Annotated in this window: 32 protein-coding genes; 2 read left to right on the top strand and 30 right to left on the bottom strand. The window is 51.6% G+C overall.

What is annotated here, in order from left to right:
* Nucleotides 1–262: 262 nt before the first annotated feature.
* The 25 genes from xerD to E6Q52_RS12585 form a co-directional block, all read right to left on the bottom strand.
* Nucleotides 263–1,174, bottom strand: coding sequence for a site-specific tyrosine recombinase XerD (gene xerD / locus E6Q52_RS12705; RefSeq protein WP_292822584.1), 912 nt, complete (start codon nucleotides 1,172–1,174; stop codon nucleotides 263–265).
* 32 nt (nucleotides 1,175–1,206) lie between these two features.
* Nucleotides 1,207–1,683 carry a methylated-DNA--[protein]-cysteine S-methyltransferase gene (locus tag E6Q52_RS12700; protein WP_292822582.1) on the bottom strand — a complete coding sequence of 159 codons (477 nt, stop codon included), beginning with the start codon at nucleotides 1,681–1,683 and terminating at the stop codon, nucleotides 1,207–1,209.
* A gap of 104 nt (nucleotides 1,684–1,787) precedes the next feature.
* Nucleotides 1,788–2,177: a 50S ribosomal protein L19 gene (gene rplS, locus E6Q52_RS12695; protein WP_024930869.1), complete on the bottom strand. Its 390-nt coding sequence runs from the start codon at nucleotides 2,175–2,177 to the stop codon at nucleotides 1,788–1,790.
* 32 nt (nucleotides 2,178–2,209) lie between these two features.
* Entirely contained in the window at nucleotides 2,210–2,947 is a 738-nt protein-coding gene (gene trmD, locus E6Q52_RS12690) for a tRNA (guanosine(37)-N1)-methyltransferase TrmD (RefSeq protein WP_292822579.1), read from the bottom strand.
* Between the two features lie 14 nt (nucleotides 2,948–2,961).
* A complete protein-coding gene (gene rimM, locus E6Q52_RS12685; protein ID WP_292822577.1) occupies nucleotides 2,962–3,498 on the bottom strand; it encodes a ribosome maturation factor RimM in 537 nt (178 codons plus the stop codon).
* A 37-nt stretch (nucleotides 3,499–3,535) separates the two neighbouring features.
* Nucleotides 3,536–3,982, bottom strand: coding sequence for a 30S ribosomal protein S16 (gene rpsP, locus E6Q52_RS12680; protein ID WP_292822575.1), 447 nt, complete (start codon nucleotides 3,980–3,982; stop codon nucleotides 3,536–3,538).
* Between the two features lie 81 nt (nucleotides 3,983–4,063).
* Nucleotides 4,064–4,765, bottom strand: coding sequence for a 7-cyano-7-deazaguanine synthase QueC (queC, locus tag E6Q52_RS12675; protein ID WP_292805267.1), 702 nt, complete (start codon nucleotides 4,763–4,765; stop codon nucleotides 4,064–4,066).
* Nucleotide 4,766: 1 nt separating this feature from the next.
* Complete coding sequence (gene queE, locus E6Q52_RS12670) at nucleotides 4,767–5,408, bottom strand: 7-carboxy-7-deazaguanine synthase QueE (RefSeq protein ID WP_292805264.1); 642 nt, start codon at nucleotides 5,406–5,408, stop codon at nucleotides 4,767–4,769.
* Nucleotides 5,409–5,492: 84 nt separating this feature from the next.
* Entirely contained in the window at nucleotides 5,493–6,350 is an 858-nt protein-coding gene (locus E6Q52_RS12665; RefSeq protein WP_292805261.1) for a YbgF trimerization domain-containing protein, read from the bottom strand.
* Nucleotides 6,337–6,891, bottom strand: coding sequence for a peptidoglycan-associated lipoprotein Pal (gene pal / locus E6Q52_RS12660; protein ID WP_292805258.1), 555 nt, complete (start codon nucleotides 6,889–6,891; stop codon nucleotides 6,337–6,339). The genes E6Q52_RS12665 and pal overlap by 14 nt, the downstream gene beginning before the upstream one ends.
* A 46-nt stretch (nucleotides 6,892–6,937) precedes the next feature.
* Nucleotides 6,938–8,272, bottom strand: coding sequence for a Tol-Pal system beta propeller repeat protein TolB (gene tolB / locus E6Q52_RS12655; RefSeq protein ID WP_292822573.1), 1,335 nt, complete (start codon nucleotides 8,270–8,272; stop codon nucleotides 6,938–6,940).
* 58 nt (nucleotides 8,273–8,330) lie between these two features.
* Nucleotides 8,331–9,161 (bottom strand): cell envelope integrity protein TolA, encoded by an 831-nt coding sequence (gene tolA, locus E6Q52_RS12650; RefSeq protein WP_292822571.1) that lies wholly within the window; start codon nucleotides 9,159–9,161, stop codon nucleotides 8,331–8,333.
* Nucleotides 9,162–9,182: 21 nt separating this feature from the next.
* On the bottom strand, nucleotides 9,183–9,575 hold the full coding sequence (locus E6Q52_RS12645; RefSeq protein WP_194741265.1) for a biopolymer transporter ExbD: 393 nt from the start codon (nucleotides 9,573–9,575) through the stop codon (nucleotides 9,183–9,185).
* An 11-nt stretch (nucleotides 9,576–9,586) separates the two neighbouring features.
* Nucleotides 9,587–10,261 carry a protein TolQ gene (gene tolQ / locus E6Q52_RS12640; protein ID WP_292805248.1) on the bottom strand — a complete coding sequence of 225 codons (675 nt, stop codon included), beginning with the start codon at nucleotides 10,259–10,261 and terminating at the stop codon, nucleotides 9,587–9,589.
* A complete protein-coding gene (gene ybgC, locus E6Q52_RS12635) occupies nucleotides 10,258–10,653 on the bottom strand; it encodes a tol-pal system-associated acyl-CoA thioesterase (RefSeq protein ID WP_292805246.1) in 396 nt (131 codons plus the stop codon). The genes tolQ and ybgC overlap by 4 nt, the downstream gene beginning before the upstream one ends.
* Before the next feature lies 1 nt (nucleotide 10,654).
* Nucleotides 10,655–11,701: a Holliday junction branch migration DNA helicase RuvB gene (gene ruvB, locus E6Q52_RS12630; RefSeq protein ID WP_292822569.1), complete on the bottom strand. Its 1,047-nt coding sequence runs from the start codon at nucleotides 11,699–11,701 to the stop codon at nucleotides 10,655–10,657.
* Nucleotides 11,702–11,837: 136 nt separating this feature from the next.
* The gene (gene ruvA, locus E6Q52_RS12625) at nucleotides 11,838–12,413 is read right to left on the bottom strand and encodes a Holliday junction branch migration protein RuvA (RefSeq protein ID WP_292805242.1); all 576 of its coding nucleotides are present in this window, start codon (nucleotides 12,411–12,413) and stop codon (nucleotides 11,838–11,840) included.
* On the bottom strand, nucleotides 12,410–12,970 hold the full coding sequence (gene ruvC, locus E6Q52_RS12620) for a crossover junction endodeoxyribonuclease RuvC (RefSeq protein ID WP_292805240.1): 561 nt from the start codon (nucleotides 12,968–12,970) through the stop codon (nucleotides 12,410–12,412). The genes ruvA and ruvC overlap by 4 nt, the downstream gene beginning before the upstream one ends.
* A gap of 41 nt (nucleotides 12,971–13,011) precedes the next feature.
* Entirely contained in the window at nucleotides 13,012–13,740 is a 729-nt protein-coding gene (locus tag E6Q52_RS12615; RefSeq protein WP_292805238.1) for a YebC/PmpR family DNA-binding transcriptional regulator, read from the bottom strand.
* A gap of 148 nt (nucleotides 13,741–13,888) precedes the next feature.
* Nucleotides 13,889–14,791, bottom strand: coding sequence for an EamA family transporter (locus E6Q52_RS12610; protein ID WP_292822567.1), 903 nt, complete (start codon nucleotides 14,789–14,791; stop codon nucleotides 13,889–13,891).
* 47 nt (nucleotides 14,792–14,838) lie between these two features.
* Complete coding sequence (locus E6Q52_RS12605; protein WP_292805234.1) at nucleotides 14,839–15,216, bottom strand: DUF4440 domain-containing protein; 378 nt, start codon at nucleotides 15,214–15,216, stop codon at nucleotides 14,839–14,841.
* 23 nt (nucleotides 15,217–15,239) lie between these two features.
* The gene (locus tag E6Q52_RS12600) at nucleotides 15,240–15,758 is read right to left on the bottom strand and encodes a MarR family transcriptional regulator (protein WP_292805232.1); all 519 of its coding nucleotides are present in this window, start codon (nucleotides 15,756–15,758) and stop codon (nucleotides 15,240–15,242) included.
* Nucleotides 15,759–15,898: 140 nt separating this feature from the next.
* Nucleotides 15,899–18,493, bottom strand: coding sequence for a YbcC family protein (locus E6Q52_RS12595; RefSeq protein ID WP_292822565.1), 2,595 nt, complete (start codon nucleotides 18,491–18,493; stop codon nucleotides 15,899–15,901).
* A 54-nt stretch (nucleotides 18,494–18,547) separates the two neighbouring features.
* The gene (locus E6Q52_RS12590) at nucleotides 18,548–20,080 is read right to left on the bottom strand and encodes an NADH-quinone oxidoreductase subunit L (protein WP_292822563.1); all 1,533 of its coding nucleotides are present in this window, start codon (nucleotides 20,078–20,080) and stop codon (nucleotides 18,548–18,550) included.
* 76 nt (nucleotides 20,081–20,156) lie between these two features.
* Nucleotides 20,157–20,351 (bottom strand): hypothetical protein, encoded by a 195-nt coding sequence (locus E6Q52_RS12585; protein WP_292822561.1) that lies wholly within the window; start codon nucleotides 20,349–20,351, stop codon nucleotides 20,157–20,159.
* A gap of 126 nt (nucleotides 20,352–20,477) precedes the next feature.
* Here E6Q52_RS12585 and E6Q52_RS12580 point away from each other — a divergent pair, with 126 nt between their 5' ends.
* Both E6Q52_RS12580 and E6Q52_RS12575 read left to right on the top strand, forming a co-directional pair.
* Nucleotides 20,478–21,365 carry a LysR family transcriptional regulator gene (locus E6Q52_RS12580; protein WP_292822559.1) on the top strand — a complete coding sequence of 296 codons (888 nt, stop codon included), beginning with the start codon at nucleotides 20,478–20,480 and terminating at the stop codon, nucleotides 21,363–21,365.
* A gap of 181 nt (nucleotides 21,366–21,546) precedes the next feature.
* Complete coding sequence (locus E6Q52_RS12575; protein ID WP_292822557.1) at nucleotides 21,547–21,978, top strand: CBS domain-containing protein; 432 nt, start codon at nucleotides 21,547–21,549, stop codon at nucleotides 21,976–21,978.
* A gap of 84 nt (nucleotides 21,979–22,062) precedes the next feature.
* On the opposite strand, the gene yegQ is transcribed toward E6Q52_RS12575, so the two are convergent.
* The 5 genes from yegQ to E6Q52_RS12550 all read right to left on the bottom strand — a co-directional run bounded on the left by yegQ (nucleotide 22,063) and on the right by E6Q52_RS12550 (nucleotide 25,850).
* Complete coding sequence (gene yegQ, locus E6Q52_RS12570) at nucleotides 22,063–23,409, bottom strand: tRNA 5-hydroxyuridine modification protein YegQ (protein WP_292822590.1); 1,347 nt, start codon at nucleotides 23,407–23,409, stop codon at nucleotides 22,063–22,065.
* Nucleotides 23,410–23,415: 6 nt separating this feature from the next.
* Nucleotides 23,416–23,835 (bottom strand): secondary thiamine-phosphate synthase enzyme YjbQ, encoded by a 420-nt coding sequence (locus E6Q52_RS12565; protein WP_024930884.1) that lies wholly within the window; start codon nucleotides 23,833–23,835, stop codon nucleotides 23,416–23,418.
* A 103-nt stretch (nucleotides 23,836–23,938) separates the two neighbouring features.
* The gene (locus tag E6Q52_RS12560; RefSeq protein WP_292822555.1) at nucleotides 23,939–24,727 is read right to left on the bottom strand and encodes a quinoprotein dehydrogenase-associated SoxYZ-like carrier; all 789 of its coding nucleotides are present in this window, start codon (nucleotides 24,725–24,727) and stop codon (nucleotides 23,939–23,941) included.
* 95 nt (nucleotides 24,728–24,822) lie between these two features.
* Entirely contained in the window at nucleotides 24,823–25,254 is a 432-nt protein-coding gene (locus E6Q52_RS12555; protein ID WP_292822553.1) for a VOC family protein, read from the bottom strand.
* Between the two features lie 68 nt (nucleotides 25,255–25,322).
* Nucleotides 25,323–25,850, bottom strand: a complete 528-nt coding sequence (locus E6Q52_RS12550; protein WP_292822588.1) for an adenine phosphoribosyltransferase — start codon at nucleotides 25,848–25,850, stop codon at nucleotides 25,323–25,325.
* Nucleotides 25,851–25,964 lie beyond the last annotated feature (114 nt).

Genomic DNA, 25,964 nt, shown 5'->3' with positions numbered 1-25,964 from the left:
TGAGTTTCGTGACCGCTTATTTTGACGAGCAACGCAGGAATCAAGCGGAAGCTGGGGTGCATTTCTTTTGGTTACTTATTCTTTGGGCAAGCAAAGAAAAGTAACTCGCCGAAAAGGCGAAAAGCAACCCACCAGAAAACTACAAACGCATAGGCAACCATGCCCACCCTACGAGTAAGACAACGAATCTAAAGAATAACCTTTTATTGCTATCTCACCATGCCTGGATTCCGGCATTCTCCGGAATGACGCACCAAAAAAATCACCCTCTAGGATGATGCACCTTATGCAACTGTTGCAACCTCTCCCTAGCCACATGCGTGTAAATCTGCGTCGTCGAAATATCGGCATGCCCAAGCAGCATCTGCACCACGCGCAAATCTGCGCCATGATTGAGTAAGTGCGTAGCAAATGCATGCCGCAACACATGTGGGCTGATATGCTGAGAAATGCCCGCTTGCAAGGCATAGCGCTGAATAATGTGCCAAAACGCATGCCGCGTCATCGCCGCACCGCGTGCAGTGACGAACACGGCGTCACTCAAGCTGCCTTTCAATATCTCCGGCCGTGCAATCGCCAAATAGCGGTCTATCCATTCCGCCGCCTCTTGCCCCATGGGCACCAGCCGAGTTTTACTGCCCTTCCCTGTCACGCGCACCACACCGTCTTGCGTGCTGACTTCGGCAATACTCACATTGACCAACTCCGAGACACGTAAACCGCTGGCATACAGCAACTCAAGCATAGCGCGGTCGCGCAGACCCAAAGGTACATTCACATCTGGCGCATGCAGCAAGTCTTCCACCTGTGACTCACTCAGCGTTTTGGGTAGTGACTTCGGCATCTTAGGCGCTTCGATATGCAGCGTCGGGTCTTGATTAATGAGGTTTGCCAGCAGGGCAAAACGATAAAAACGGCGCAGGGTGGCAATCAGACGGTTGATACTACGCACTTTGACCAACGGAAAACGATGTGCCAAATAGGCTTGTACATCCTGTGATTGCACTTGCCACAAGTTCAGCGTCTGTTGGCCGCACCAGTCGGCAAAGCCTTTTAAATCATTGCGATAGCTGGATAAGGTATTGGCTGACAAGCCATCTTCGAGCCAGAGCTGGTCGATAAAAATATCGATTTCAGGAAACGTGACTAGTTGGGGCGAATCTGACGCTGCCATTAAAGCATTCTTTTTTTGCCGCATCTGATCACTTACTTACGGCGCTGCTCATGTGCCAACAACCAGCGTTTGATGTCCAAACCACCGTCTATGCCTTGCATAAAGCCACCCAAACCGTTGCTGGCCACAATACGGTGACAAGGATTAAACAAAGGCAAAGGATTGGCGCCACAGGCATTAGCGACTGCACGCGGACCAGACTGTACGGCAGCGGCTAACTGGCTATAGGTGCGCGTTTCACCCACGGGAATCTCACGCATGGCTTGCCAGACACGTTGCTGAAACGGCGTCCCGCGATGAGAGATAATCGGCTGCCAAGCATGTTGTGGATTTTCGAGATAAGCGGCTACCTGCTTAGCGATGGCTTGCGCGCGTGGATTAGGCTTAGGCCTGACTGGTAAGGCATGCAGTAAAAACTGCAGTGTTTCACCAGTGTCATCACAGCGCACACCAACAAAACCAAACGGCGCCGGGACTAAGGCATCAAGTTCATCATCAAAGCTCTTCATGAGCGTATTAAACTGTAATCTTGCACATGGTGCAACCGGCGATGATGTGTGGATGGCAATAAAAAAGCCCTTCTGAGGAAGGGCTTTTTTGTGCAACGTTTAAATTAAGCGTTGTTTGCAGCGATGTCTTTCTCGCGAGCAACCAATTTTTCTTTAATACGTGCAGATTTACCTGAACGCTCACGCAAGTAGTACAGTTTAGCGCGACGAACATCACCACGGCGTTTCACTTCGATAGAAGCGATTTGTGGAGAGTAAGTCTGGAATGTACGCTCAACGCCTTCACCTGAAGAGATTTTACGCACGATAAATGATGAGTTCAGGCCACGGTTACGCTTGGCGATGACCACGCCTTCGTAAGCCTGCACACGTTTACGTGTACCTTCAACCACGTTTACACCAACGATCACGGTGTCGCCTGGCGCAAAGCTAGGGATGGTTTTGTTTAAACGAGCAATTTCTTCTTGCTCTAACATTTTAATAATGTCTGCCATATCGGTTCCTTTTAATTATAAAGAGCTCGTTCCTACTCTACATCCTTGAGTAGCCTAGCCTCTTCTTTCGTCAACGGCCTTGCGGCCAATAAATCAGGGCGTTTAGCCCTGGTTAGCAGTAGCGATTGCTGTAATCGCCATTGTCTAATCTTTTCGTGATGCCCGGAGAGTAACACTTCGGGCACCTTCAATCCTGCAAATTCTTCCGGGCGCGTATAGTGCGGATAATCGAGCAGGCCATTCACAAACGAATCTTCCTGCGCCGAATCAGCGTCGCCCAACGCGCCTGGCAATTGCCGGATAATCGCATCCAGCAATACCATGGCGGGCAACTCACCCCCACTTAATACATAGTCACCAATGGAGACTTCCTCATCCACCAGTGTATCCAGCACACGCTGGTCTACGCCTTCATAGCGACTGGCCAACAACACCAGCCCCTGACATTCTTTGAGCTGCAACACTTTTTCGTGTGTCAGCGGTTCGCCACGTGGCGATAAATGCATCACCCTGGGCACAATCCCTTGCGCCTGCAAACGCGCTTTAGCATCACCAATGGCAGCAGTGAGCGGCTCTGCCAGCATCACCATGCCTGGGCCACCGCCATAAGGCCTGTCATCCACCGTATGATGCACGTCCTGCGTATATTGCCGGGGATTGGTCAGTGTTAACTGATACAACCCGCGCTGTCTGGCACGGCTGGTAATGCCATATTCAGTCAGTGCTGCAAACATCTCAGGAAACAAACTGATGACTTCAATCTGCATCATGAGCTGCGCTTTCTTTAAAAATCAGCATCCCAATCCACCAGCACAGTACCGGCTTCTATATTTACCTCTGGCACGGCATCGCTGGTAAACGGAATCAAGCGTTCGCGATATTCTTCGCGCAGCTTGCCATCTTTACCCTTGACGCTAGTCGGTTGCGATTCACGCACCACAATCACGTCATTGGCACCGGTTTCAAACACTTGCGTGATGTTGCCAAATGCGACACCTTCCGTGTTGGTGACACTCAGCCCAATCAAGTCAGACCAGTAATACTCACCCTCTGCAGGTGCGGGTAAAGACTCACGTGGTACCGCAATTTGCTGGCCTTTGAGAGCGAATGCGGCATCGCGGTCAGACACACCTGCCAGTTTGATCAGTAACACATCATTGTGCAGCTTGGCTTGCTCAACCGTGACTTCACGCCAGTCGGGTGCTTTGCCTAGCCACCAGGCGGCATAATCGAGCAGACCGTCCAGATACTCGGTATCCGGCACGACTTTTACCCAACCATAAACGCCATATGGGGCGACGATGCGCCCCATGACAACCATGCTTTCAGACGCCATATAAAGTTAGGCGCGGTAACAATTACTCAGCAGCTGGTGTTTCAGCAGCAGCGGCGGCTTCCGCAGCGGCAGCAGCTTCAGCATCTGCTTTGGCTTTTGCGGCAGCTTCTGCAGCGGCGGCGTCAGCTTCAGCTTTCAACTTGGCAGCAGCTTCAGCGATTGCTTTTTCTTTAGCAGCTTCGGCTTTGGCAACTTCTTTCGCTTTAACAGCAGCCATACCTTCAGCGCCTTTAGCGTGGAATTTTACCAAACGTGCCACGGTCTCAGACAGTTGTGCACCGTTGTCCACCCAGTATTGTGTACGTGCTTCATCGATACGCAAGCCTTCAGCGCCAGCGCGTGCAGATGGATTGTAGAAACCAACGCGCTCGATAAAACGACCGTCACGACGGTTGCGCGAATCTGCTACAACCAGGCTGTAGAACGGGTTTTTTTTGGAGCCACCACGTGATAAACGAATAACGACCATAATCTTGTTCTCTTAAAATTGAATTTCTTTGCAGAAAGGCGCGGATTATACTTGATATTATTAAAGCATGGCAAGTGTTTTTCACGCACCAGAAGATGCGCCTACATACGGTGTAGGATCAGCCACTCCGGCTTGCGCGAACCCTGCCTTGCGGAAACGACAGGAATCACACATCCCACAGGCAGCGCCCTGCTGATTGGCCTGATAGCAGGACACGGTTAACCCGTAATCCAGCCCCAAGGCATGGCCGCTGCGAATAATATCCGCTTTGGTCATCTCTATTAGTGGCGCATGCACCGTAATCGTCTGACCCTCTACTGCCGCCTTGGTCGCCAGATTAGCCATTTGCTGGAAAGCTTTGACATATTCACCCCGGCAATCCGGGTAGCCTGAATAATCCAGCGCATTGACGCCGATAAAAATATCTCTCGACTGTAACACCTCGGCCCAGGCCAATGCCAACGACAACATAATCGTGTTACGCGCAGGCACGTAAGTCACCGGAATACCTTGCGTTTCCTGCTCGGGCACAGCGATAGTGCTGTCCGTGAGTGCAGAACCGCCAAACAGGGACAAATCCAGTTGCACGGTTTTATGTTCGGTGGCACCCAGCGCTCTCGCCACGCGTTGCGCCGCCAGCAACTCAACATTGTGGCGCTGGTGATAATCCAGGCTCAGGCAGTAGCAGTCATAGCCTTGCGATTTGGCAATCGCCAGCACGGTACTGGAATCTAGCCCGCCAGAGAGCAAAATAACCGCTTTGGGTTTGTTTGATACGACCAACTTATACTCCTTGCTTCTCGCCCCAGAGGATTTTGTGCAATTGCAATTGCATGCGCACCTTGAGGTGATCCTGCAAAATCCAGCTGGCGAGTGTTTCACCACTCACATCATGAAAACTTGGGGAAAATAACTGGTCACACTGCGCAGGAAACGGACGGGTTTCTATCATCTGCTTAGCCCAGTCAAAATCTTCACGACTACAAATCACCCACTTCACTTCGTCCCCTGCTTTAAGCAGCGGCAGGTTTTCCCAGCGGTTTTTTTCCACCTCACCCGAGCCCGGGGTTTTAATATCCATAATCACCTTAACGCGCGGATCGACTGGTGCAATATCCATGGCGCCACTGGTCTCCAGCGACACTTGGTAACCAGCATCACTTAAGCGGGTCAATAAATCGATACAGGGCTTTTGCGCCAACGGCTCGCCCCCCGTCACACAGACATAAGGTGTGCCGTAAGCGGCAATCTGCTGCATGATGTCATCCAGCGTCATATTGCTGCCGCCTTTAAACGCGTACTCGGTATCGCAATAGCCACAACGTAGCGGACAACCGGTCAGGCGAATAAAAATGGTAGGCAGGCCAACGCGCGAGCTTTCGCCCTGCAAGGAATAGAAAATCTCGAAAATTCTGAGTGTGGTCATGGGGATGTAAAAAATAAACGGGCAGATATTGCTATCTGCCCGCTATTATCGCCGAAATAAGCTAATTTCAATAACGAAAATCTGCTATTTGATACTTTCCAACACCTTCAGGCGTTTTTGCGCACTCGGCGTCACTTCTGCTGACGGATAAGCGGCAATCAAGTCTTTCAGGGTTTTTTTGGCGGCCGGAATCTGCCCCAGCTGAATCTGACTATTTGCCAGGTTAAGCATGGCATTGGGCGCCAACGCATGTGTAGCATAGCTATCCAAAAATTTCTGCTGCGTTGCCGCTGAAGACTTATAGCTCTTCAATGCAAACTGGGTATAACCCATGCCATATAAAGCATCGGGCGCTAACTTACTGCCGGAATAGCTTTTCAAAAAGGCATCATAAGCATTAAATGCCTCTTTATACTTGCCTGCCTGATTTAAAGACTCCGCCTCAGCAAACGCAGTGGATTCCTGCTGTGAAACATCAGACTTGGTATCACCACTACCATTAGTAGAAGTGACAGGCATTTGGCCACTGGTCACTGACTGCGCCAGCGTTTCCAGCTTACGCACACGTGTATCAAGATCAGTGTAAGAAGCACTTTGCTTGGTACGCATGTCTTCCAGCTGATGAGTCACCACCTCAAGGTCACCCTTGAGCTGTGCCACATCTTGCCTGATCTGTTCCAACTGGTTTTGCATGTCGAGCAAGCCCTTACCATTGATCAGGGCTTCCAGGCTTTGTACTCGCCTATCCAGCGATTGCTGGGTACGCGTCAAGTCAGTGATGGCTTTTTGTTGCGCATCATGCTCAGAGGTTTGCTTGTTTTCCAACTCGAGAATCCGTTTTCTGGCCTCGGTGTCGTCAAACAAAGCCGCCTGGCTGGCTGATGAAACAGCCAGGCCCAAGGCGATCAAAGCAGCAGACAGTCGCAAATTACTGACCTGCATAGACGATGTCTACGCGACGATCTTGCTGGAAGCAACCGTCATCAGCACAATTTTGCTTAGAACGCTCTTCACCGTAACTGACTGTTTCGATTTGGCTATCGCTTACGCCCAATACATTCAACGCGTTTTTAACAGCCACTGAACGGCGTTGACCCAATGCCAGGTTGTACTCGTGTGTACCACGCTCATCGGTGTTACCTTGCAGTACCACTTTAGTTTGTGGATGCGCGACCAGGTATTTAGCGTGGTTAGCCACCAGCGCTTTGTACTCTTCACGAATCGCATCGCTGTCATAGTCAAAGAACACTTGACGTTTTGCCAGCTCAGCAGCGCTCAGCTCGTCTTTGCTGGTGTCAACGTCGACGGTTTTGATGTTGATTTTGTCTGTACTGGCAGCGCTGTCAGCGCCTGATTTGCCTTGTGAGTTCGTCATCGGGCGAGTCACGCTGGAATCTTCCACTTTTGCTGGGTTCATCGGGGTGCTTTTACAAGCAGTCAACACCAATGCAAGTGCTGCAACTGTCCAAATTGTCTTGTTCATACTTTCTCCTTAAAATGAGTGACTAAATAAATTGACCACGGATAGACTACTTGGGCGCTGCTTGAGCAGGTCCCCAGGCAGGTTCACGAATATCTCCGCCCGCTTCTGACAAACGCTGCCTGACTAAACCATCAACAGTGACAGTCGCCAGCGTGCCTTTGCCGCCAACACGGGTTGCATACATAATGGTACGCGAATTAGGGGCAAAGCTGGGGGATTCATCTTGCGAGCCGGTGCTGAGCACTTTCACATCACCGGTGCCCAAATCCTGAACAGCCACCTTGAACGAACCGCCATCATTGCGGATATAGGTCAGGTATTTGCCATCTGGTGAAAAGCGCGGACTCACATTATAACTACCTTCAAATGTCACACGAGAGGCAGAACCGCCTGACGCGGGCACTTTATAAATCTGTGGACGACCGCCACGGTCAGAGCTGAAATAAATCGATTGGCCATCGGGTGAAAACGCGGGCTCGGTGTCAATTGAACTGCTTTTTGTGACCTGTTGCAAATTAGACCCGTCGGCAGAGATAGTATAAATCTGCGAGTTAGCGCCGTAAGTCAGCACCACGGCCAATTTGCTGCCATCCGGCGCCCAGGCTGGCGCGCTGTTATTGCCTTTAAAGTTGGCCACCACTTTACGTTCACCGGTATACAGGGATTGCACGAATACAATCGGTTTCTTTTTCTCAAACGAGACATAGGCCATTTTGCTGCCGTCAGGCGACCAAGCCGGTGAAATAATCGGCTCGTTAGAGGACACCAGCGTTTGCGCATTAAAGCCATCGTAGTCTGCAATCTGCAGCGTGAAGCGTTTACCCACCTTGGTCACGTAGGCAATACGCGTCGAAAACGCGCCTGGCTGTCCAGTAAACTTTTCATAAATCTGATCAGCGATCAAATGCGCGACATGGCGGTATTGGCTGGGCGAGACGGTATAAGTCAACTGCAACAAAGCGGTCTGGCGCAACACATCCATCACTTGTACAGATACTTTTAAATTACCGCCCACTTGCTGTACCTCGCCCAGGCTCAGGCCTTGCGCTTTGAGTGCGGTCCAGTCGGTGTATTTAATTTGTGAGGCGCTGGTTGGCAAGGCAGGCATGCCGCTGGTATTGATAATGCGGAACATGCCGCTACCACGCAGATCATTGCTGATGATTTCATGCAGACGACTGCCGGATGACGCCGCGCCGGACTCAGCCATCGGCAAAATCGCGACCGGAATCTGGATCGCGCTACCGCCGCTGATCTCGAGTTCGAGGGCTGCCTGGGCTGGAAGCGCAAACATCCAGAGCAGTACGCCAGCACCGATGTTGTGAGACAAAAAATGGATCAAACCATTTTTAAAATGTTGCATGGTCACAGTTTTATTCATTTTGGTTTGCTTATAGACAAGAATTATAACGAAAAGCGTGTTCACCGTCATGGCTGTATTAGCTGCGCGGCCTGAATTTCAAACGGATTTGATCCACCATTTTCTTGCGCGCGGCCGGATCATCGGGCATCTCAAACGGTTTTGCCGCCAAAATGGCACGAATGACCGCGTCATCACAAACGGCATCACCAGAGCCTTTAATCAACTTGGGCATACCAGATATATCACCCGAATTGGTCATCTGTATGTCAACCAGCAATTCCGGATTAGTCACCGGACACAAGCCAGAATTCACATTATTGCGAATTTTACGGCTCATTAGCCCCATATAATAGTTGAGCACGGAAGGGTCAACCGCTGCTGAGGCGGCGGATTGCTGTGCATCCATGTCCTGTTGGCGCAAGGCATCTTGGATCTTTTTCAGCTTATCTTCTTCCTCTTGCTTGCGCAGGGCTTCCTGAATTTTCTTCAGCTTTTCTTCCTGTTTTTTCTGCTCAAGTTCTTTCTTTTTCTCTTCCTCTAACAGGCGTTTCTTTTCATCTTCCTGTTTTTTGAGTGCAATTTCCGCTGCTTGTTCCGCTTGTTTGACCTGCGGCTCAGGCGGTGCTACTTTTTGTGGCGGCTTAGGTTCAGGTGGTTTCGGTTCAGGCTGAGGCTCAGGCGGGGGGGGCGGAGGCGTTGGCTCTACCGGTTTTGTCACTGGCTTGGAGGGGTGCTTACTGGGCAAGCTGTCCCATAATGTCGCCTCCATCACGCTGGGATTCACGTGCACGGCTTTCCAGTCGACCATGAAAATCATGCCCAGGAATAGCAACACATGCATCAGCACAGACAATACTGCTGCACGTTTGCGTATGACCTGATCTTGTGGGGACAATGCGATTTTCATCTGTTTTAAATCACTGACCAATTACTTTTCGTTTTGAAACAGCAAGCCAACCTGATTGACCTGCGCCTGCTTGAGCAAGTCCATCACCGACACCACCTCACCATAAGGCGTGTTTTTGTCGGCAGACACCACCACCGGCTTTTGTGCCTCAGCCAGGCGTTGGCGGATCAATGCCAGCATATCGTCACGCTGCATTTCCTTGCCCTCCATCAGCACGGTGCCTTCTTTTTGCACGGTGATCACAATCGGGTCGCCACTTTGCTTGAGCGCCTGCCCAACCTTGGGCAACTCAACCATGCCGGGGTTAGTCATCGGCGCGGTCACCATAAAAATCACCAACAATACCAGAGTGACGTCGATGTAAGGCACGACGTTAATCTGGTTCATCATGCGCCGTTTACGCGTTCTGCTCATAGTGGCTCCGATCAGGCTCTACGTTGCAAAATGTTGGTAAATTCTTCGATAAAGCTCTCATAACGCACAGATAAGCGGTCTACACCCGCCGCAAAGCGGTTATAGGCAATCACTGCCGGAATCGCTGCAAACAGGCCAATCGCGGTGGCCACCAGGGCCTCGGCAATGCCCGGTGCGACTTGGCTCAAAGTGGCTTGTGCCACGTTAGACAAGCCACGAAACGCGTTCATAATGCCCCATACCGTGCCAAACAAGCCGATGTACGGGCTGACCGAACCCACCGAAGCCAGAAATGGCAAATGCGAATCCAGAGCATCCAGCTCACGGTTATAAGCAGCACGCATGGCGCGGCGAGTGGCCTCCATCACGTCACTCACTTCGGTGTCTTTTTGCTGCTTGTAGCGGATAAACTCTTTGAGACCAGCCTGGAAAATACTGGCCATGCCTTGTGGCGTTTTTCTGCCCGAAGTAATACGCTCATACAACTCGTTCAAGTCACCACCAGACCAAAACTGGGCTTCAAATTGATCGACATTTTCATTGGCTGCCTTTAATGAAAAGACTTTAATGAAGATATACCACCAGGAGACCAGTGAGGTCAGCAGCAAGATCAGCATGACCAGTTGAACTGGCAAACTGGCCCCGCTTATCAGGGTGAAAATCGACATATCGTTTGCTACATTCATGAAGACTCCAGTGCAATTTTGAGTCGGGCCGGAATACCCGTTGGTTTAAATAAATCTGCATCCACGCAGGCCACCTTGACCTGCGCTTCTATTAATATCGTTTCGCCACACAGGATCTGCTGCTGGCAGCTAAAACTGCCACGCTTCATCTCGATCAAGCGTGAGACTACTTGTAACTGGTCATCCAGTCTGGCAGGTTTTTTAAATTGCAGTTGCATGCTATGCACCACAAACAACACCTGCTCTTGCTCTCTTAATGCGCTTTGGGCAAAGCCCGCCGCCCGCAACCATTCCGTCCGCGCGCGCTCCATAAAGTTCAGGTAGCGACTGTGATAGACCACACCACCAGCATCGGTATCTTCATAATACACACGCACCGGGAACACAAACATCTTACTGCCCAGCCTCTTGCCACAACTCACCAGACACCATGCTGGCAGGCGCCTTGAGGCCAAAATGCTGATACGTCATCAAGGTTGCCACACGCCCGCGCGGGGTACGCATGAGATAGCCTTGCTGAATCAAATAAGGCTCCAGCACATCTTCTATCGTGTCGCGCTCTTCACCAATCGCTGCCGCCAGGTTATCCAGGCCGACCGGGCCGCCACTAAACTTTTCAACCACTGCCTGCAACAGCTTGCGGTCCATCACGTCCAGGCCCTGCTGGTCGACATCGAGCATTTTCAGGGCGGCATCCGCCACTTTGTCCGTCACCACGCCATCAGACTTCACCTGCGCATAATCGCGCACGCGGCGCAGCAAGCGGTTAGCAATGCGCGGTGTGCCGCGCGCACGACGGGCAATTTCAGAGGCGCCTGCCTGCTGCATTTCGACTTCAAGCAAACTGGCAGAGCGGCTGACAATCTTGGCCAGCTCGTCATGGCTGTAAAACTCCAGCCGCGCGACGATACCAAAACGGTCACGTAAAGGATTAGTGAGCATACCTGCACGTGTAGTGGCGCCCACCAGCGTAAACGGTGGCAGATCCAGGCGCACACTGCGTGCGGCCGGACCTTCACCGATCATGATATCCAGCCGGTAATCTTCCATGGCCGGATACAAAATCTCTTCGACCACCGGGCTTAAACGGTGGATTTCGTCAATAAACAGGACATCATTGGGTTCAAGATTGGTCAGCAAGGCGGCCAAATCCCCTGCGCGCTCGAGCACGGGGCCTGAGGTCATGCGTAAATTGACGCCCATTTCTTTGGCAATAATATGGGCAAGCGTGGTTTTACCGAGACCGGGCGGACCAAACAGCAACACATGATCCAGCGCTTCCTGGCGGCCACGGGCAGCATTGATGAAAATTTCGAGTTGACCGCGCGCTTTTTCCTGCCCCACATACTCATCCAGCACTTTGGGGCGCAACGCACGCTCCAGCGCCTCTTCTTGGGTGCTGGCAGTGGCAGGAGCGACGAGTCTATCAGTTTCAATCATGGGTGGTCAGTGATGAAGTGCAAAGCAAACTTAGTCAATACAAAACCTCATTGCCGGTCACTGGAGAAGTTATTTTTTGTCATGATACCATGCGACGTTTGACTATTACAGACTATGTCCCATGGCAGTGGCCTCTTTACTTGGCCAGATATTTCAAAGCCTGGCGTATACCATCGCTGACACTGATGCCCGGCTCCAGCAACTTAACGGTCGCAGAGGCTTCACGTTCGTTATAACCCAGGGCCACCAGCGCATTGAGGATATCATCCGTCGCTGCTTTGGCCGATGGTTGCGCCGACGTAGAGCCAGTCACCACAAACTTGTCTTTGAGCTCCAGCAATAAACGCTCGGCGGTTTTTTTACCGATGCCAGGGATGCGTGTCAGCATGGAAACTTCTTGCTGGCTGACGGCCAGCATTAAATCATTGACGCTGACGCCACTGAGAATAGACAGCGCAGACTTGGCACCAATACCGTTTACCTTCAGCAATTGCTTGAAGGTATTTTTCTCCTGCTCACTGCCAAACCCATACAGTAATTGCGCATCTTCACGTACCACCATATGTGTCAATATTTGCACCGGCTGGCCCAGCTCAGGCAAGTTGTAGAAAGTGCTCATGGGCACCTCCACTTCATAGCCGACGCCATTGCAATCAATCACAATCAGAGGCGGTGACTTTTCCAGCAAACGACCTTGCAAACGCGCAATCATACTAATCTTCCATTTTTAACTCTAAATCCGGTGGTCGCTAGTGCGCCCAAGCCCTGGCCGCCATGTGCGTGACAGATGGCACACGCCAATGCATCGGCAGAATCCGGACTGGGTGTTGCAGGCAATTTAAGCAAGCGCTTAACCATCTCTTGCACCTGCTCTTTTTGCGCATGACCATTACCCACCACCGACTGTTTGACTTGCAATGCCGTATATTCCGCCACAGGCAATTGCCGGATCACCGCTGCTGAAATGGCGGCGCCTCGCGCCTGGCCCAGCAACAAGGTCGACTGCGGATTGACGTTGACGAACACTTTTTCAATCGCCACTTGCGTCGGCTGGTAAGTGGCAATCACTTCAAACAAGCCATCCAGAATCACTTTAAGCCGCTCAGGCAAAGCTTCTTTTTCCGGCTCGCCCTCTGCACTTTTTTTAGCCGCCGCCGTTTTAATCACGCCACTGGTGACATACGACAACTTGCCATCCACCGCTTCAATCACCCCAAAGCCGGTGATTCTCAAGCCGGGGTCTATGCCTAAAATGCGTTGAACCGCCATCAGACGTCTTTTGACCGCACACAAGCAGCAAACAACACCAATTACGCCTCTTCAATCACGGCAGAGGTATACACATCCTGCACGTCATCCAGGTCTTCGAGCATATCGAGAATTTTTTGCATTTTGACTGCATCATCGCCGGTGAACACCACCTCATTGAGTGATTTCATGGTCACTTGCGCCATCACCGCTTTGAGACCAGCCGCTTCCAGCGCCTCTTTCACGGTGACAAAATCACCCGGTGCCGTTACCACTTCAATACTGCCGTCTTCGTCAGCAATCACATCCTCTGCGCCAGCTTCAAGTGCCACTTCCATCACGGCATCTTCAGACACGCCCGGCTCAAACACCAGTTGACCACAGTGCTTGAACATAAACGCCACGCTACCATCAGTGCCCAGATTGCCGCCGTGCTTGGTTAGCGCGTGACGCACATCCATCACCGCGCGCTGGCGGTTGTCTGTGAGGCAGTCAATAATGATGGCGGCACCATTAATGCCATAGCCTTCGTAGCGGATTTCTTCGTAGTTCACGCCTTCTAGCTCACCCGTGCCTTTTTTAATGGCACGCGTGATATTGTCTGACGGCATATTTTCTTCTTTTGCTGCCGCGACAGCCGCGCGTAAACGCGGATTCATGGCGGTATCGCCGCCGCCCATGCGCGCTGAAACTGTGATTTCTTTGATCAGCTTGGTGAAGATTTTGCCGCGTTTGGCGTCCTGACGGCCTTTACGATGCTGAATATTGGCCCATTTACTATGCCCAGCCATAGTGCTTCCTTGTATTTTTTAACAACGTTGTTGAGATCATTTAACCCACGGATTTTACCACAGCCGCCTGTTTGCCAAGCGCCCCTTGCGTACAACAAAAAAGGCCTGACATTGTCAGGCCTTGCTCTTTCATACAGACTGGCTTTGATTATTGGCTTTTGCCGTAACCTGGCCGCATCATCAACACAGAAATCAGACTCAGTGAAAAGATAATCAACGCCATGCCCGTCATTTCCATCTGGTCTGGCACTTCATTGAGTTGTATCCAGGCGGCAATGACGCCAATCACTGGCGCCAGCATAGATGCCATGCTAGCCACCCCCGCAGGCAACCGCTGCAAAGCGAATAACCATAACAACCAGGCCAGCGCGCCACACAACACCACGTTAAACAAAACAGCACCAACTAGATACGGCGACCAGTCTATCGGTGGCGCAGGTACCAGCCAGGCAATCAGCACCATAGGCAACGAGCCCAGCAACATCGGCCACGCCGTCAGATTGATTAAATCTAGCGTCGGATGGCGCCTATGCAATTGCTTGGTCATGATGGCAGATAACGCCCATGACACACCAGACAACACCGCCAACAGCATGCTAAAACTATCGGCACGGATATGCAGCGGATCGAAAATAAACAGCATGCCCAGCACTGCAGCAATCACCGCCAGCCACTGCCAACCGTGCACACGTTCACCCAGCAACGGCCAGGCGAATAACAGCGTCCAGAATGGCATGGTATAAGTCAGCACCGCCGTTTTACCAGCGCCGCCTTCTACCAGCGCCCACATCAGCACGCCGGTAAACCCGACGTTTTGCAAAATACCCAGCAGCAACATCGTTGGGAATTCAGTGAGCCCCATGGGGCGGCGTGTCACATACAACACCAAAAACAACACCAGCGCGCCAAAAAACGTACGGATGGCGGCAAACTGAAACGGGCCGGCGTATTGTAGTGCGCTCTTCATCACCACCCAGTTATACCCCCAGATGATGGTGAGTACCAGCAGCGCAGTCAGCGCTTGTGAACGTTGTTTAATCAGTTGATCCATAGCTGTCTTAAGTGTTGCCTGCCTCTAGTTGGGGTTAGATAACAACATTAATTCCAGATATGCGTCACAGCCAGCCATTGGCCATCGGCTTGTTTCTGGAACACCACCTGCACATTGCCGCCAAATTGCTGCTTCACGCCATCCTCGCCTATCATGGCAGCGGCCCAGTTGCCGGTTTGTGTCGCCAGCGTGTCAGTGACCACAGCTTCTGTCATGGTCAGTGCGTGCTCAATCACACCCGCCTGAATCAGGCCCCCAAAAAAGTCTTCTACGCCCTGGCGGCCCTTAACCACTTGACCAGCGGGCGCTGGCATCAGGATCGTGTCAGCGGCATACAAAGCGGCAATCGCCTGGGCATTTTTGCTATTAAACGCAGCGTCAAATTGCTGGTTCAAACTGATTAAAGTATCGACAACAGTTGCCATGGTGAAACTCCTTCATTAAAAAACTAAATTGACTGATTAAAATCCCAGGCCGACATCCCGTGGTCTATCACGCCTAAAATGGCTTGCAAATCATTGCGTTGCTGCTCGCTTAAGCCGCGCATACACTGCCGAAGGCGGGTGTAGTAATCTGGCATCACGGCATCCAGCTTGGCTTGGCCTGCTGCGGTGAGCCTGATCTTCACACTGCGCCTATCCTCAGGCACAGAGATACGTTGTACCAGGCTACCTTGCTCCAAGCCGTCTAGCAGGCCGGTCATGGTGGCACGCGTCACCCCTAGTTTTTCAGCCAGCACTGACGGCGTCGAGGTCAAATCGGTTTCTCGCATGAGTAAAATCAACACCCACCAACGCCCCTGCAGCAACTCGTGCTTGCTGAGACAGGCATCCAGCGCGACCGACAAATCGGTCGCCACGCGCAGCAACATTAAAAAGCTGGCAATAGCAGTCACATCTGCTGCGGGATACCGTTGGGCAAACCGCTGCAGGACTTCTGGGGTAGGGAGATCTCTAAGCTGCAACATAATTAGCCACATTATAGTTAGCTGGCTAATTATGTCAAGAGCAATGAAGTTGCATAGGGACTACAAATAAGGCCAAAATCGAGCATGTCGCACCCTGATCTTATACTCAGCGCGCTATAAACCATGCCCGTTGGCCCACATCAAATTGATAATGGTTGCCAGTCAACAGGCGTTGCTGACAGGGCGTTGCCGATCGCTGCGGGCGGATATTGCCATAAACTCCCCTGCTCCTCGCACCACAGATGCAACCATCCATTAGACACCAGCTGCTTCACGATGGCGTGTTTCTCAATAATCGCCTGGATGCGTGCCCGCGTTGCAGCAATCACGACGGTTAACCTGAGTGGTTCATGCATCCATTGTTGCCCATTATGCAGCGATTGCCGTGACAGGCCGATGCGCAAATCACCCCCATTGCCTTCAAACACACCAATGCGGCCACCAACGACATTATGCAGCAGTTTATTACCACTGCCTAAACGCTCTGGCGCACAAGTAGAGGCGTGATACTGCCAATTGATCCAATGTGTTACGAGCATGGGCGCGGTCATCAACTGCTCAAGCAACGCGCCATCACTATCCTGACTTGAGTCATATTCATGCAAAAAGACGCGGCCTGCCAAATCCAGATGTTGGGTACGCGCACGCGGGGCAAGTATAAACGCGGCGTTATTGGCCAATCCCCATTCCGGGCGCACTTGTGCAGCATCGTTGGCACGCATCATAAAATACTTCAACAAGCCGCTCGCATCTCTGGCAGGCACCGCGTCGGACACGGGCATATGAGAAGCTTGCAACTGCGCTCTCACTTGATGACTGGCTTGTTGTAACCATGGCTGCAGCGCTTGCCAGCACGCCAAGCTAGATGCATCCAGTAAATCAAGGTCAAACCCCTGTATTTCTTGGGTCGTGGTATTGTGCAAGGCGGCAACGAATCTGGTTTGATCAGGCAGCTGGATACCATGCTCACCAAGTGCGAGCCGCACTTGCGGGTCGTTGAGCATCATTGCCAAGGCGCGGGTATTAGCTTCACCCGACTGTCCACAACAGGCCCCGCAATCAAGGCTGGAGGCATGTGCATTGTTCGCCGTCTGACTCGCATGACCAACCAGCATAACGATTGGCGCAAACGGTGCTTGCAACCCCATCGCGCGTAAGATGCCCGCACACAGCTGGGCTTGCTCATCCAACGGCAGTCGCTGCATGCTGGGCCGCGTGATATTTTTATACTTTTTAGGCAACCCTTGATGCTCTACTGCTTGGCGAGCACGCTGAGATGGCCGCACCATGGACCATAAAGATTTAAGAAAGAGTGGCCCGGCGGTCTCTACCAATGAAAACGCAGCGCCTGGGTATTGTGTCAATCGCGCGACTTGATCTGCCAGCATAAAGTGCCGCTGCCGCTGCTGACCGACGGCGGCACTGATGTCCCGCAGATGAACCCTGCCAGATGCCGCATGCGCTGATGAAACCGGGGTCAACACACGATCAGCCATGATTTGCTTGGGGGCCAACAAACCCGGCAATTGCGGCCGCTGCTGACGCGAGGCAAGCGGTTGATAAGCAGCAGGCAATCCGAAAAAGCCTGCCACTCCCAGGGTGCGTATACCAGGATTGACCGCTTCCAGCGCACTACGCATGGGTTCGCTCCTGACATCAATACAAAAAGCCGCTTGCAAAACAGGGGCTTGCGCGACATCACTTGCGCTCGCTGTGACAGGCTTTGCCAACTGCTGTGCCAAGCTACGCTGATAACCAATCTCAAGCGCATATTGCCACACTTCATCCAGTCGCAACGATTCAGCTGCTGCCTGAATCTGATGATCGACTGACTGCCATTTTTGACGGACCTGCGCGATGGCATTATGAGACGCATTGAAACCTTTGCATTGCATGACGATTACCCCCCAGGCTAAGCGGATCGCTAGCAAATCTCGCAAACTGTGGTCAGATTGACCATTCAGCTTGGCCTGCCAGTCGAGATAGGCACACCAGGACGCCCAGCCGTTGACTGTCAATAACACGGCTTCAAAATAGTCAGCAAGCATGGACGCCTCCAGGCCCAGCACTTGCACCACCCAGCGCTCGGCTTGCTGTCGGGTTGGCGGCAGATAGTCAAGAATATCGTGAATCTGGGGCAAGCCCATCAGGGTGCCGATACCATGGTCATGCACCAGCGTGTCACGCCAGAAGGCATATAGACTATCGCCGCGCTCGGGCTGCCAACCAGACTGATCTCGGTCAAAATAAGCAGCACAAGTCTGACTCACTTGATGGGTGATGGCGTCACGCCAGGACAAGCGCCGGAAACGCTCTGCGTCATCATCAAGCACATCAATCAATAAGGGAAGATGCATGCTGCGTATGGGCTTAGACAGCGCCCGCACACAATCATCGATATGCTCATGCACATCATACTGCTGCAGAGCAAGCTGCAGGTCTTCCGCGCGAATCCGTCCCCGCTTCCAAGCCTGCAGTACATAATCGCGAGCAGGATAGATCTGCATATCGGCCAACACTGCCATACGCGCAGCGACCTCACGCAGTGGCAACTGCACGCGTTTCCAGTGTGGATTGACTGCAATCGACTGATCCAACGGCCAGGCAGGGGCAATCTGGTCGCAAGCCTGCTGGCAAGCTTGCTCGATGCGGTCAGGATCTAATGCCATCTTTGCCATGGCAGGCACTGCAGATGGCATCGCCTCTAGCGCCATCTGATCATTCATCATAAACATGGTTGACTCCTAAGTAGATGCGGGGTAAGTTGGGTCATAGTCAATGGCTTAAAATTATCGATAGGCATGTGTACTCCTTCCCCAACTGACCGGCCAGAACCGCAGCACACAGCGGGTGTAAAAGGCATCCAGATACAGTCCGGCATAAATCCAGCGATGTAAAATATGCAAGCGTTGTGGCACCACTTGAATGAGCACACTAAACAGATAGAGCGCGCCCATGGCCAACACAACCACAAAGGCATACTCGCCACGTGGCTGATCGACGGTACCCAGCGGCAGATGATGAAAGCCAACACTCACCAGAGTGAGAATCGCCGTCAATACGCTGCCGGATAACAAGCCCTGCCAGCGCAGACTCAACGACTGATCAGAGGCATGACTCCACCACAGTACTGGCGCCCAAGCCAATGCCAATACCAACGACCACCAGATGGGCCATGGTGGCACCGAAAATAGCGCCTGGCTGCCAAATACGATCGCCAAAGCCAGCAACGGAGCCAAACAAAAACTCAATACAGAAAATGTCTGGCGACCAGCGATCTGCGCCACGCGTGTATCAGACACAATTTCGGCAGCGGATAAGAATGCATAGGCCTTGTAAATAGAATGGCCTATTAAGTGCAACGCTGCAAACGTGTACAAACCGAGTGCACACTCAACAATCATGAAGCCCATTTGGGCAACCGTAGACCAGGCCAGGCGCACCTTGATACTGATCCGGGTGAACATAACCAATGCAGCGAATACACAAGTGACGAGACCAATGCCCAGCAATAAGCTATTGGCAAACGCACTGTGTGCAAATAAGGGCGAAAAACGAATCAGCAGATAACCCGACAAATTAACTACCCCCGCATGCAACAATGCGGACACGGGTGTGGGGGCTTCCATCACTTGAATCAACCAGCCATGCACAGGCAATAATGCAGTACGCAACACCACAGCAGCCACCAGTAGCACAGCACATACGTTGGTGAGCTGTGTGCTTCCATGCACACTGACATCTGCCAACAAGGCCGAAATACTGCCACTGCCAACGCTCACCCAGGCGAACAACGCGGCCAGCAATAACAAACCATCGGCCATCAGGTCAGCCACTGTTTTTTTATGCGATGCCAGCAAGGCGAATGGACGCTCCTCATAAAAACAGAGCATATTTTTCAAAAACACACCCACCCCAGACCAAGCTAAGATCAGCGTCAACCAGTGATCAGCAATCAACAACAACTGAACACAAGCGAGCACCATACTCAACGCCACGATATATCGCGCCTGACGTTGCTCCCCTTCGAGGTAGCGGCATGAAAAACACCCAACCACCACCCCCAACCCTTGAACGAGCACAGCAATCACCGCTTGCAGTGGCGAAACAGACAACCCAATCTCTGTGAATGACTCCAAGCTCGCGCTTGGCTGCGTCATCACCAATAAGCCCGAAAATAATGTGAATAACAAAGCGAGTCCCGCCGCCTCATTGCATAACTTCCAGCGTTGCGCCATTTCCCCGCGCATGTTGTTGACGGTGATTGCAGTCAACAACATGATCGCAATGGGTGCACAGACAATCAGACTGACAGCATCCATAACCTAATACTCCCTAATCATCAATTAATGTTCTATAAAAATGAACTTTATGTTAATTAAAATATATAAAAAGAATTCAATCCAAAGATGAACCAGCTTCACTCTCAGGCGGCGCGACCGCCCCTGACTCAGAAACATTGACCGCCAGCTGCTGTACCACGGGATCAATCACCCGAACAACCTGCGTCCCTATAGCAGGGGTTCCATAGACCGCCAATGGCTTAAACTGGATGATGACTTTGCGGCCTTCTAATTCGATCTCTTTATTCATGTGGCACCCTTACGCATTAAAAAAGGTTAATCAAGAAACACTGACACCAAAACGCCGTTATTTTGACTGGTATAAAAAATAAGTAAAATATATAATTATTTATAAATTATTCTATTAAAGTTAACTATGTCTAGATTGAATTATCATCATTTGCAGTATTTCTGGCATGTCGTGAAGGTGGGTAGCCTGACCAAGGCAGCTGAGAAACTGCATATTTCGCAATCGGCGCTGTCATCACAAATCAAACAGCTGGAGGAGAGCTTGGAATGCGCTCTTTTTTTGCGTGAGGGCCGCAAACTGGTGTTGACGGAAGTCGGCAATGTGACGTTTTCATATGCTGAATCCATCTTTACCAAGGGGACTGAGCTTGAAAACTTACTGCGAAATGGCATCGAGGTCGAAAACAAGACCTTACGGATTGGCGTACTCTCAACCATGTCGCGCAATTTTATTGAAAGCTTTGTTGAGCCCCTTCTGAATAATCCCCATGTCAAACTAGAGATCATGGCGAGCGGTCAGTCCAATCTACTCAAATCGCTCTCCAACCATGAGCTTGATTTGGCACTGACCAATATCGAAGTGCGCGGCAATGCCGACCAACTTTGGGAGGGAATCTTGCTTGACCGTCAACCAATCAGCGTCATTGGCCCGCCTGGGTTAGAAATCAAACCGCACTTTTCCAGCAAATATGCTGCTTACAACTGGATTTTGCCGCATCAGGATAGTCCGATTCGCGCTGCATTTGATGGCTTATGCGCGCTGCATCAAATAGAGCCGCATGTGGTGGCAGAAGCGAATGACATGGCAATGCTCCGCTTGCTGGCACGTGACAGCATGGCGCTCACGGTGATGCCAGAAGTGGTTGTCAAAGATGAGTTAAAACAAGGCGTACTCAAATCGTATACACAACTGAGTGAAGTATTTGAAAATTTTTATGCGGTGACTATCAAAAAACATTTCCGTAAGTTTGAAATCAATCAATTGGTGAATCAGTTTTTATTGCATAAAAAATAGGCGCTTGTCACTGCCTGGCTTACTTATTCTGGTGCAAAAGTTGCAACCCATCAGCGCAAGGAAAAAATGACGCGCAGTCTGATGGCCAAGCATACTCAAAAACAGGCCTAAAACTGTCTCTATGCTTAACCGCAAACATAGGTGTATATTACTGGTTCGTGCCCGATGAAAGGAGGAAGTGATGAAGACGCTTCAACAAGTACTCTCTCATAAAACACACCAAGGCATCATCAGTATTGCGCCCAACCGACCTGTGTACGATGCACTGGTCATTCTGGCGGAATACCAGATCGGTGCGCTGGCGGTCATCAAGGATGGCGAACTGGTCGGCATTTTTTCTGAACGCGACTATGCGCGCGAGGTGATCCTCAAAGGCCGCTCATCGAAAACTACCACCATCAGCGAAGTCATGACCGAGAAGGTGATTACCGGCAAACCGACAGACTTGGTGGAATCGGCCATGAGCACCATGCTCGAAAAACGTATCCGCCATTTGCCTGTCGTTGAGCATGGCAAAATGCTCGGCATGCTGTCGATTGGTGACGTGCTTAAAGAAACCATCAGCTACCAGCAGGAGCTGATCAAGCAGCTGGAAAGCTATATCCACAGCTAAGCCAGCGCGCAAGCATCCAAAAAACCAAGGGGCGCCAGTGGCACCCCTTGGTTTTAAACAAGCCCTCAATCAGGCTTATCTCAATTATAAATACCTGGCTACCATGGCATTATTTAATGCAGCGGCGGCGACTGGCAATTTAACAAAGTGGCCGCTACCTGCGGCTTGCTCCACTGGCGCGCCCTGCTTGTCGAATAACTGTTCAACCACCAGGTCGCGGTTACCGCTGGGATGAATCAACTGCAACTTGTCACCGACGGCAAATTTATTACGCGCCTGAATCGACGCCAATCCACGCGCAGCGTCATATTCCACCACATCGCCAACGTATATACTGCGGTTGGCGCTAGAATGCCCTTGTACATAATTCTGGTGCTCAGCGGTATGATGGCGTTGGTAAAAACCATCGGTATAGCCACGGTTGGCCAAATTCTCCAACTCGCCGAGCAAACGCCAGTCAAACGGTCGACCGGCCACCGCATCATCAATCGCCTGGCGGTAATTCTGGCAGGTACGCGCCACGTAATAACGCGATTTCGTGCGGCCTTCAATCTTGAGTGAATCCACGCCCAGCGCAATCAGTTTTTCCACATGCTCAATTGCGCGCAGGTCTTTGCTATTCATGATGTAAGTGCCGTGCTCGTCTTCCATGATAGGCAACAACTCACCGGGGCGGCCTTTTTCTTCTATCAGGTACACCTGTTCGGCTGCCGGATGACGCGGCAATGAGCCACACGACGACAGGCTGGATTTCTCCATTTCTGCCTGAAAATCAAATCCCTTCAAACGGATCACCCCTGCCGCATCCGGCTGGGCATCGTGCACCTTGTAATCCCAGCGGCAACTGTTGGTACAGGTGCCTTGATTGGGGTCGCGCGAATTAAAGTAGCCAGATAGCAGGCAGCGGCCTGAATAAGCAATACACAAGGCGCCGTGCACAAACACCTCCAGCTCCATGTCCGGGCATTCCTGGCGGATTTCGTCAATTTCATCGAGCGAAAGCTCACGCGACAAAATCACTCGCGTTAGCCCCATGCGTTGCCAGAACTTCACCGAGGCGTAATTCACCGCATTGGCTTGCACAGACAAATGGATAGGCATCTCCGGCCATTGCTCGCGCACCATCATAATCAAGCCTGGGTCAGCCATAATCAGCGCGTCCGGCTGCATGTCTATCACTGGCGCCATGTCACGCATATAGGTTTTTACCTTGGCGTTGTGCGGCGAGATATTGCTGGCAACAAAAAACTTCTTGCCGCGCGCATGCGCCTCGGCAATACCAATGGCCATATTTTGTATGGAGAAATCATTTTCCCGCACCCGCAAGCTGTAGCGCGGCTGGCCCGCATACACTGCATCCGCGCCATAATCAAACGCGGTACGCATGCGATCCAGGTCACCCGCCGGGGCTAATAACTCAGGAGATTTCATCACGCTTTATTCACCAATAATTTTCACCAACACGCGCTTATTGCGGCGGCCGTCAAACTCACCGTAGAAAATCTGTTCCCAGGGGCCAAAATCCAGCTGGCCTTCGGTAATCGCCACCACCACTTCGCGGCCCATGATCTGGCGCTTGATATGCGCATCAGCATTATCTTCGCCGGTATCATTGTGGCGATAACCACTCACGGGCTCATGCGGCGCCAGTTTTTCCAGCCACACTTTGTAGTCATGATGCAGGCCGCGTTCGTCGTCATTGATAAACACACTGGCCGAAATATGCATGGCATTGATCAGCACCAGGCCTTCTCTCACACCGCTTTCGCGCACACAGGCCACCACATCCTGCGTAATGTTCTTGAAATCCATGCGCGCTGAAATGTTAAACCATAGTTCTTTACGAAAACTTTTCATGTTGTCCCTTTCCCCAAAGCGGGTATTTTAGCACCGTGACGAAACAGGTATTTGTCATAAAACAAAAAAGGCCTCCGAAGAGGCCTGTCTATCTGATTTGTGACTAGCTGTGTACATCCAGCGTCTGCGTGAAGGTTTTACCTTCATTATCCGTCGCCACCACTTCCAGCTTGCCTGGCGCATCCGGTACAAAACTAAACTTCATATAAGGATCTTCACTGGTGCCCACGCCGACATCCACCGTCATCACTTCCTGACCATTGTAGGTAAACGTTGTTTTATTGATATAAAACGCAGGCACATAGCCTTGTGACACCAGGTCGCGCTGCAAGCCAGTACGCATGACGTGGCGGATATTAAAAGTCGCGGTCGCGGCCTCACCAAATTTTGGCGCATCAACATTCAATTTAATTTTACCGGCTGCCGCACGCACTTCAGATTCGTTATTATCGACCGTACCGCCACAGCCACCGGCCGCGCGAATCTCCCGCTTGCCCATGTAGAGTTTGCCATCAGCAGTTTCACCAATCAGCCGCACAAAAGAATCGGTTTCTTGACGGATACGCGTCGCCATTTGAAAACCGTTAAGTTTGTCAGTTAAGTGATAAGTCGAGGCTAGCTGGATCGGATTAGCATCGACAATCACATACAGTTTTTTAAGCACCACGCCATTGGCGGCAGCTTTGTCGTAGATAAAAGTCACCGGCACTTGCGCGCCACTCTCGGCACGGCGCGGGCCTTCTACTTTAAGGAAATCGACTTCCTGAATGTCCCGCTTTGGGAAAAACGCCTCTTTGACCACCGCCCATAACTTAGGATCAGCTTCCGCCTGCGCTAAACCACTGACCCCAAGGGCTAACAGCCCTACCATCATCACCCATACTTTTTTCATGATCGTCCCTTATCTTTCATTATTGATTTGCACACTATCAAATGATTGTCTAACGAACCGCTATGCGCAATATGTGATGCACATCACACACCCACTCAGGCCTGCTTGCTTGGGTCGCCAGAAGGCCGCATTTCATAGTGTGGATCGGCATATTCGGCAAAATTCAACTCGACGCCATTGCCTGCCGGGTCACGCATATTAATCTGGCGGATACCATTGGCCAGGATACGCGTGGTGTAAGTCACGCCTCGCGCCTGCAGATTGGCCTCCATGGCGGCCATGTCATTGCAGTTAAAGGAAACATGATCATAGGTGCCATGCACATGCAATTGTGGCGGCTCGGCAGTTTTATATTCTGCCAAGTGCACCACGGCTTGCTTGCCAATATACAGCCAGTAGCCATAGGTGGTGCTGGCCACGCGCTTACCTACCGTCAAGCCCAACACATCGCAATAAAAGTCGCGCAACAAATGCATAGTGTCGCGGTCCGTTCTAAAGTTGACGTGATCAATTCCTGTCAATGGCATGATGTTCCAATCTGATGAGTGCCGTGTAAAAAAGTTGCGCAAATATCCTGCGCAATATAGTACAAAAACTAATGTCCTTCAAATTGACACAGGGCAAAGGCTTGGACGCCATTTGCCTGCAAATGTTGCAAGCCGCCCAAATCTGGTAAGTCAATCACAAATCCGGCATGTGCAACCACACCGCCGAGCTGACGAATCAAGGCTACCGCCGCCTGGGCGGTGCCGCCTGTGGCAATCAGATCGTCCACCAGCAGCACACGCTCGCCTGCAGTGATAGCATCGGCGTGCAACTGCAGCGCATCTTCACCATACTCGAGGGTGTAGCGTTGCGAAATGGTGGCAGCAGGCAATTTACCGGGCTTGCGCACCGGCACAAACCCTAGTTGCAATTTGCTGGCCACGGCCGCCCCAATGATAAAACCACGCGCCTCGATACCAACCACCTTATCCAGCGCCACATCGGCATAATGCAACGCCAGCACATCAATGGCCGCATTAAAAGCGGTGGCATCTTGCAGCAAGGTGGTGATGTCACGAAACTGAATGCCCGCTTTGGGGTAATCTGCAATGGTGCGAATATACGCGCTAAGATCCATCATGCTCTCGCCTCAAGCCAGCCCACAAAGGCTTAGCCCCAATAAAAAACGCGCCCACCCGATGGCAGACGCGCTGTGATACTTTGCAATGGCCTGTGTCACAAGCCTGGCCGG

This window comes from Methylophilus sp., from assembly GCF_008015755.1.
Lineage (GTDB): Bacteria > Pseudomonadota > Gammaproteobacteria > Burkholderiales > Methylophilaceae > Methylophilus.
This window is presented reverse-complemented; position numbering and strand designations above follow the sequence as displayed.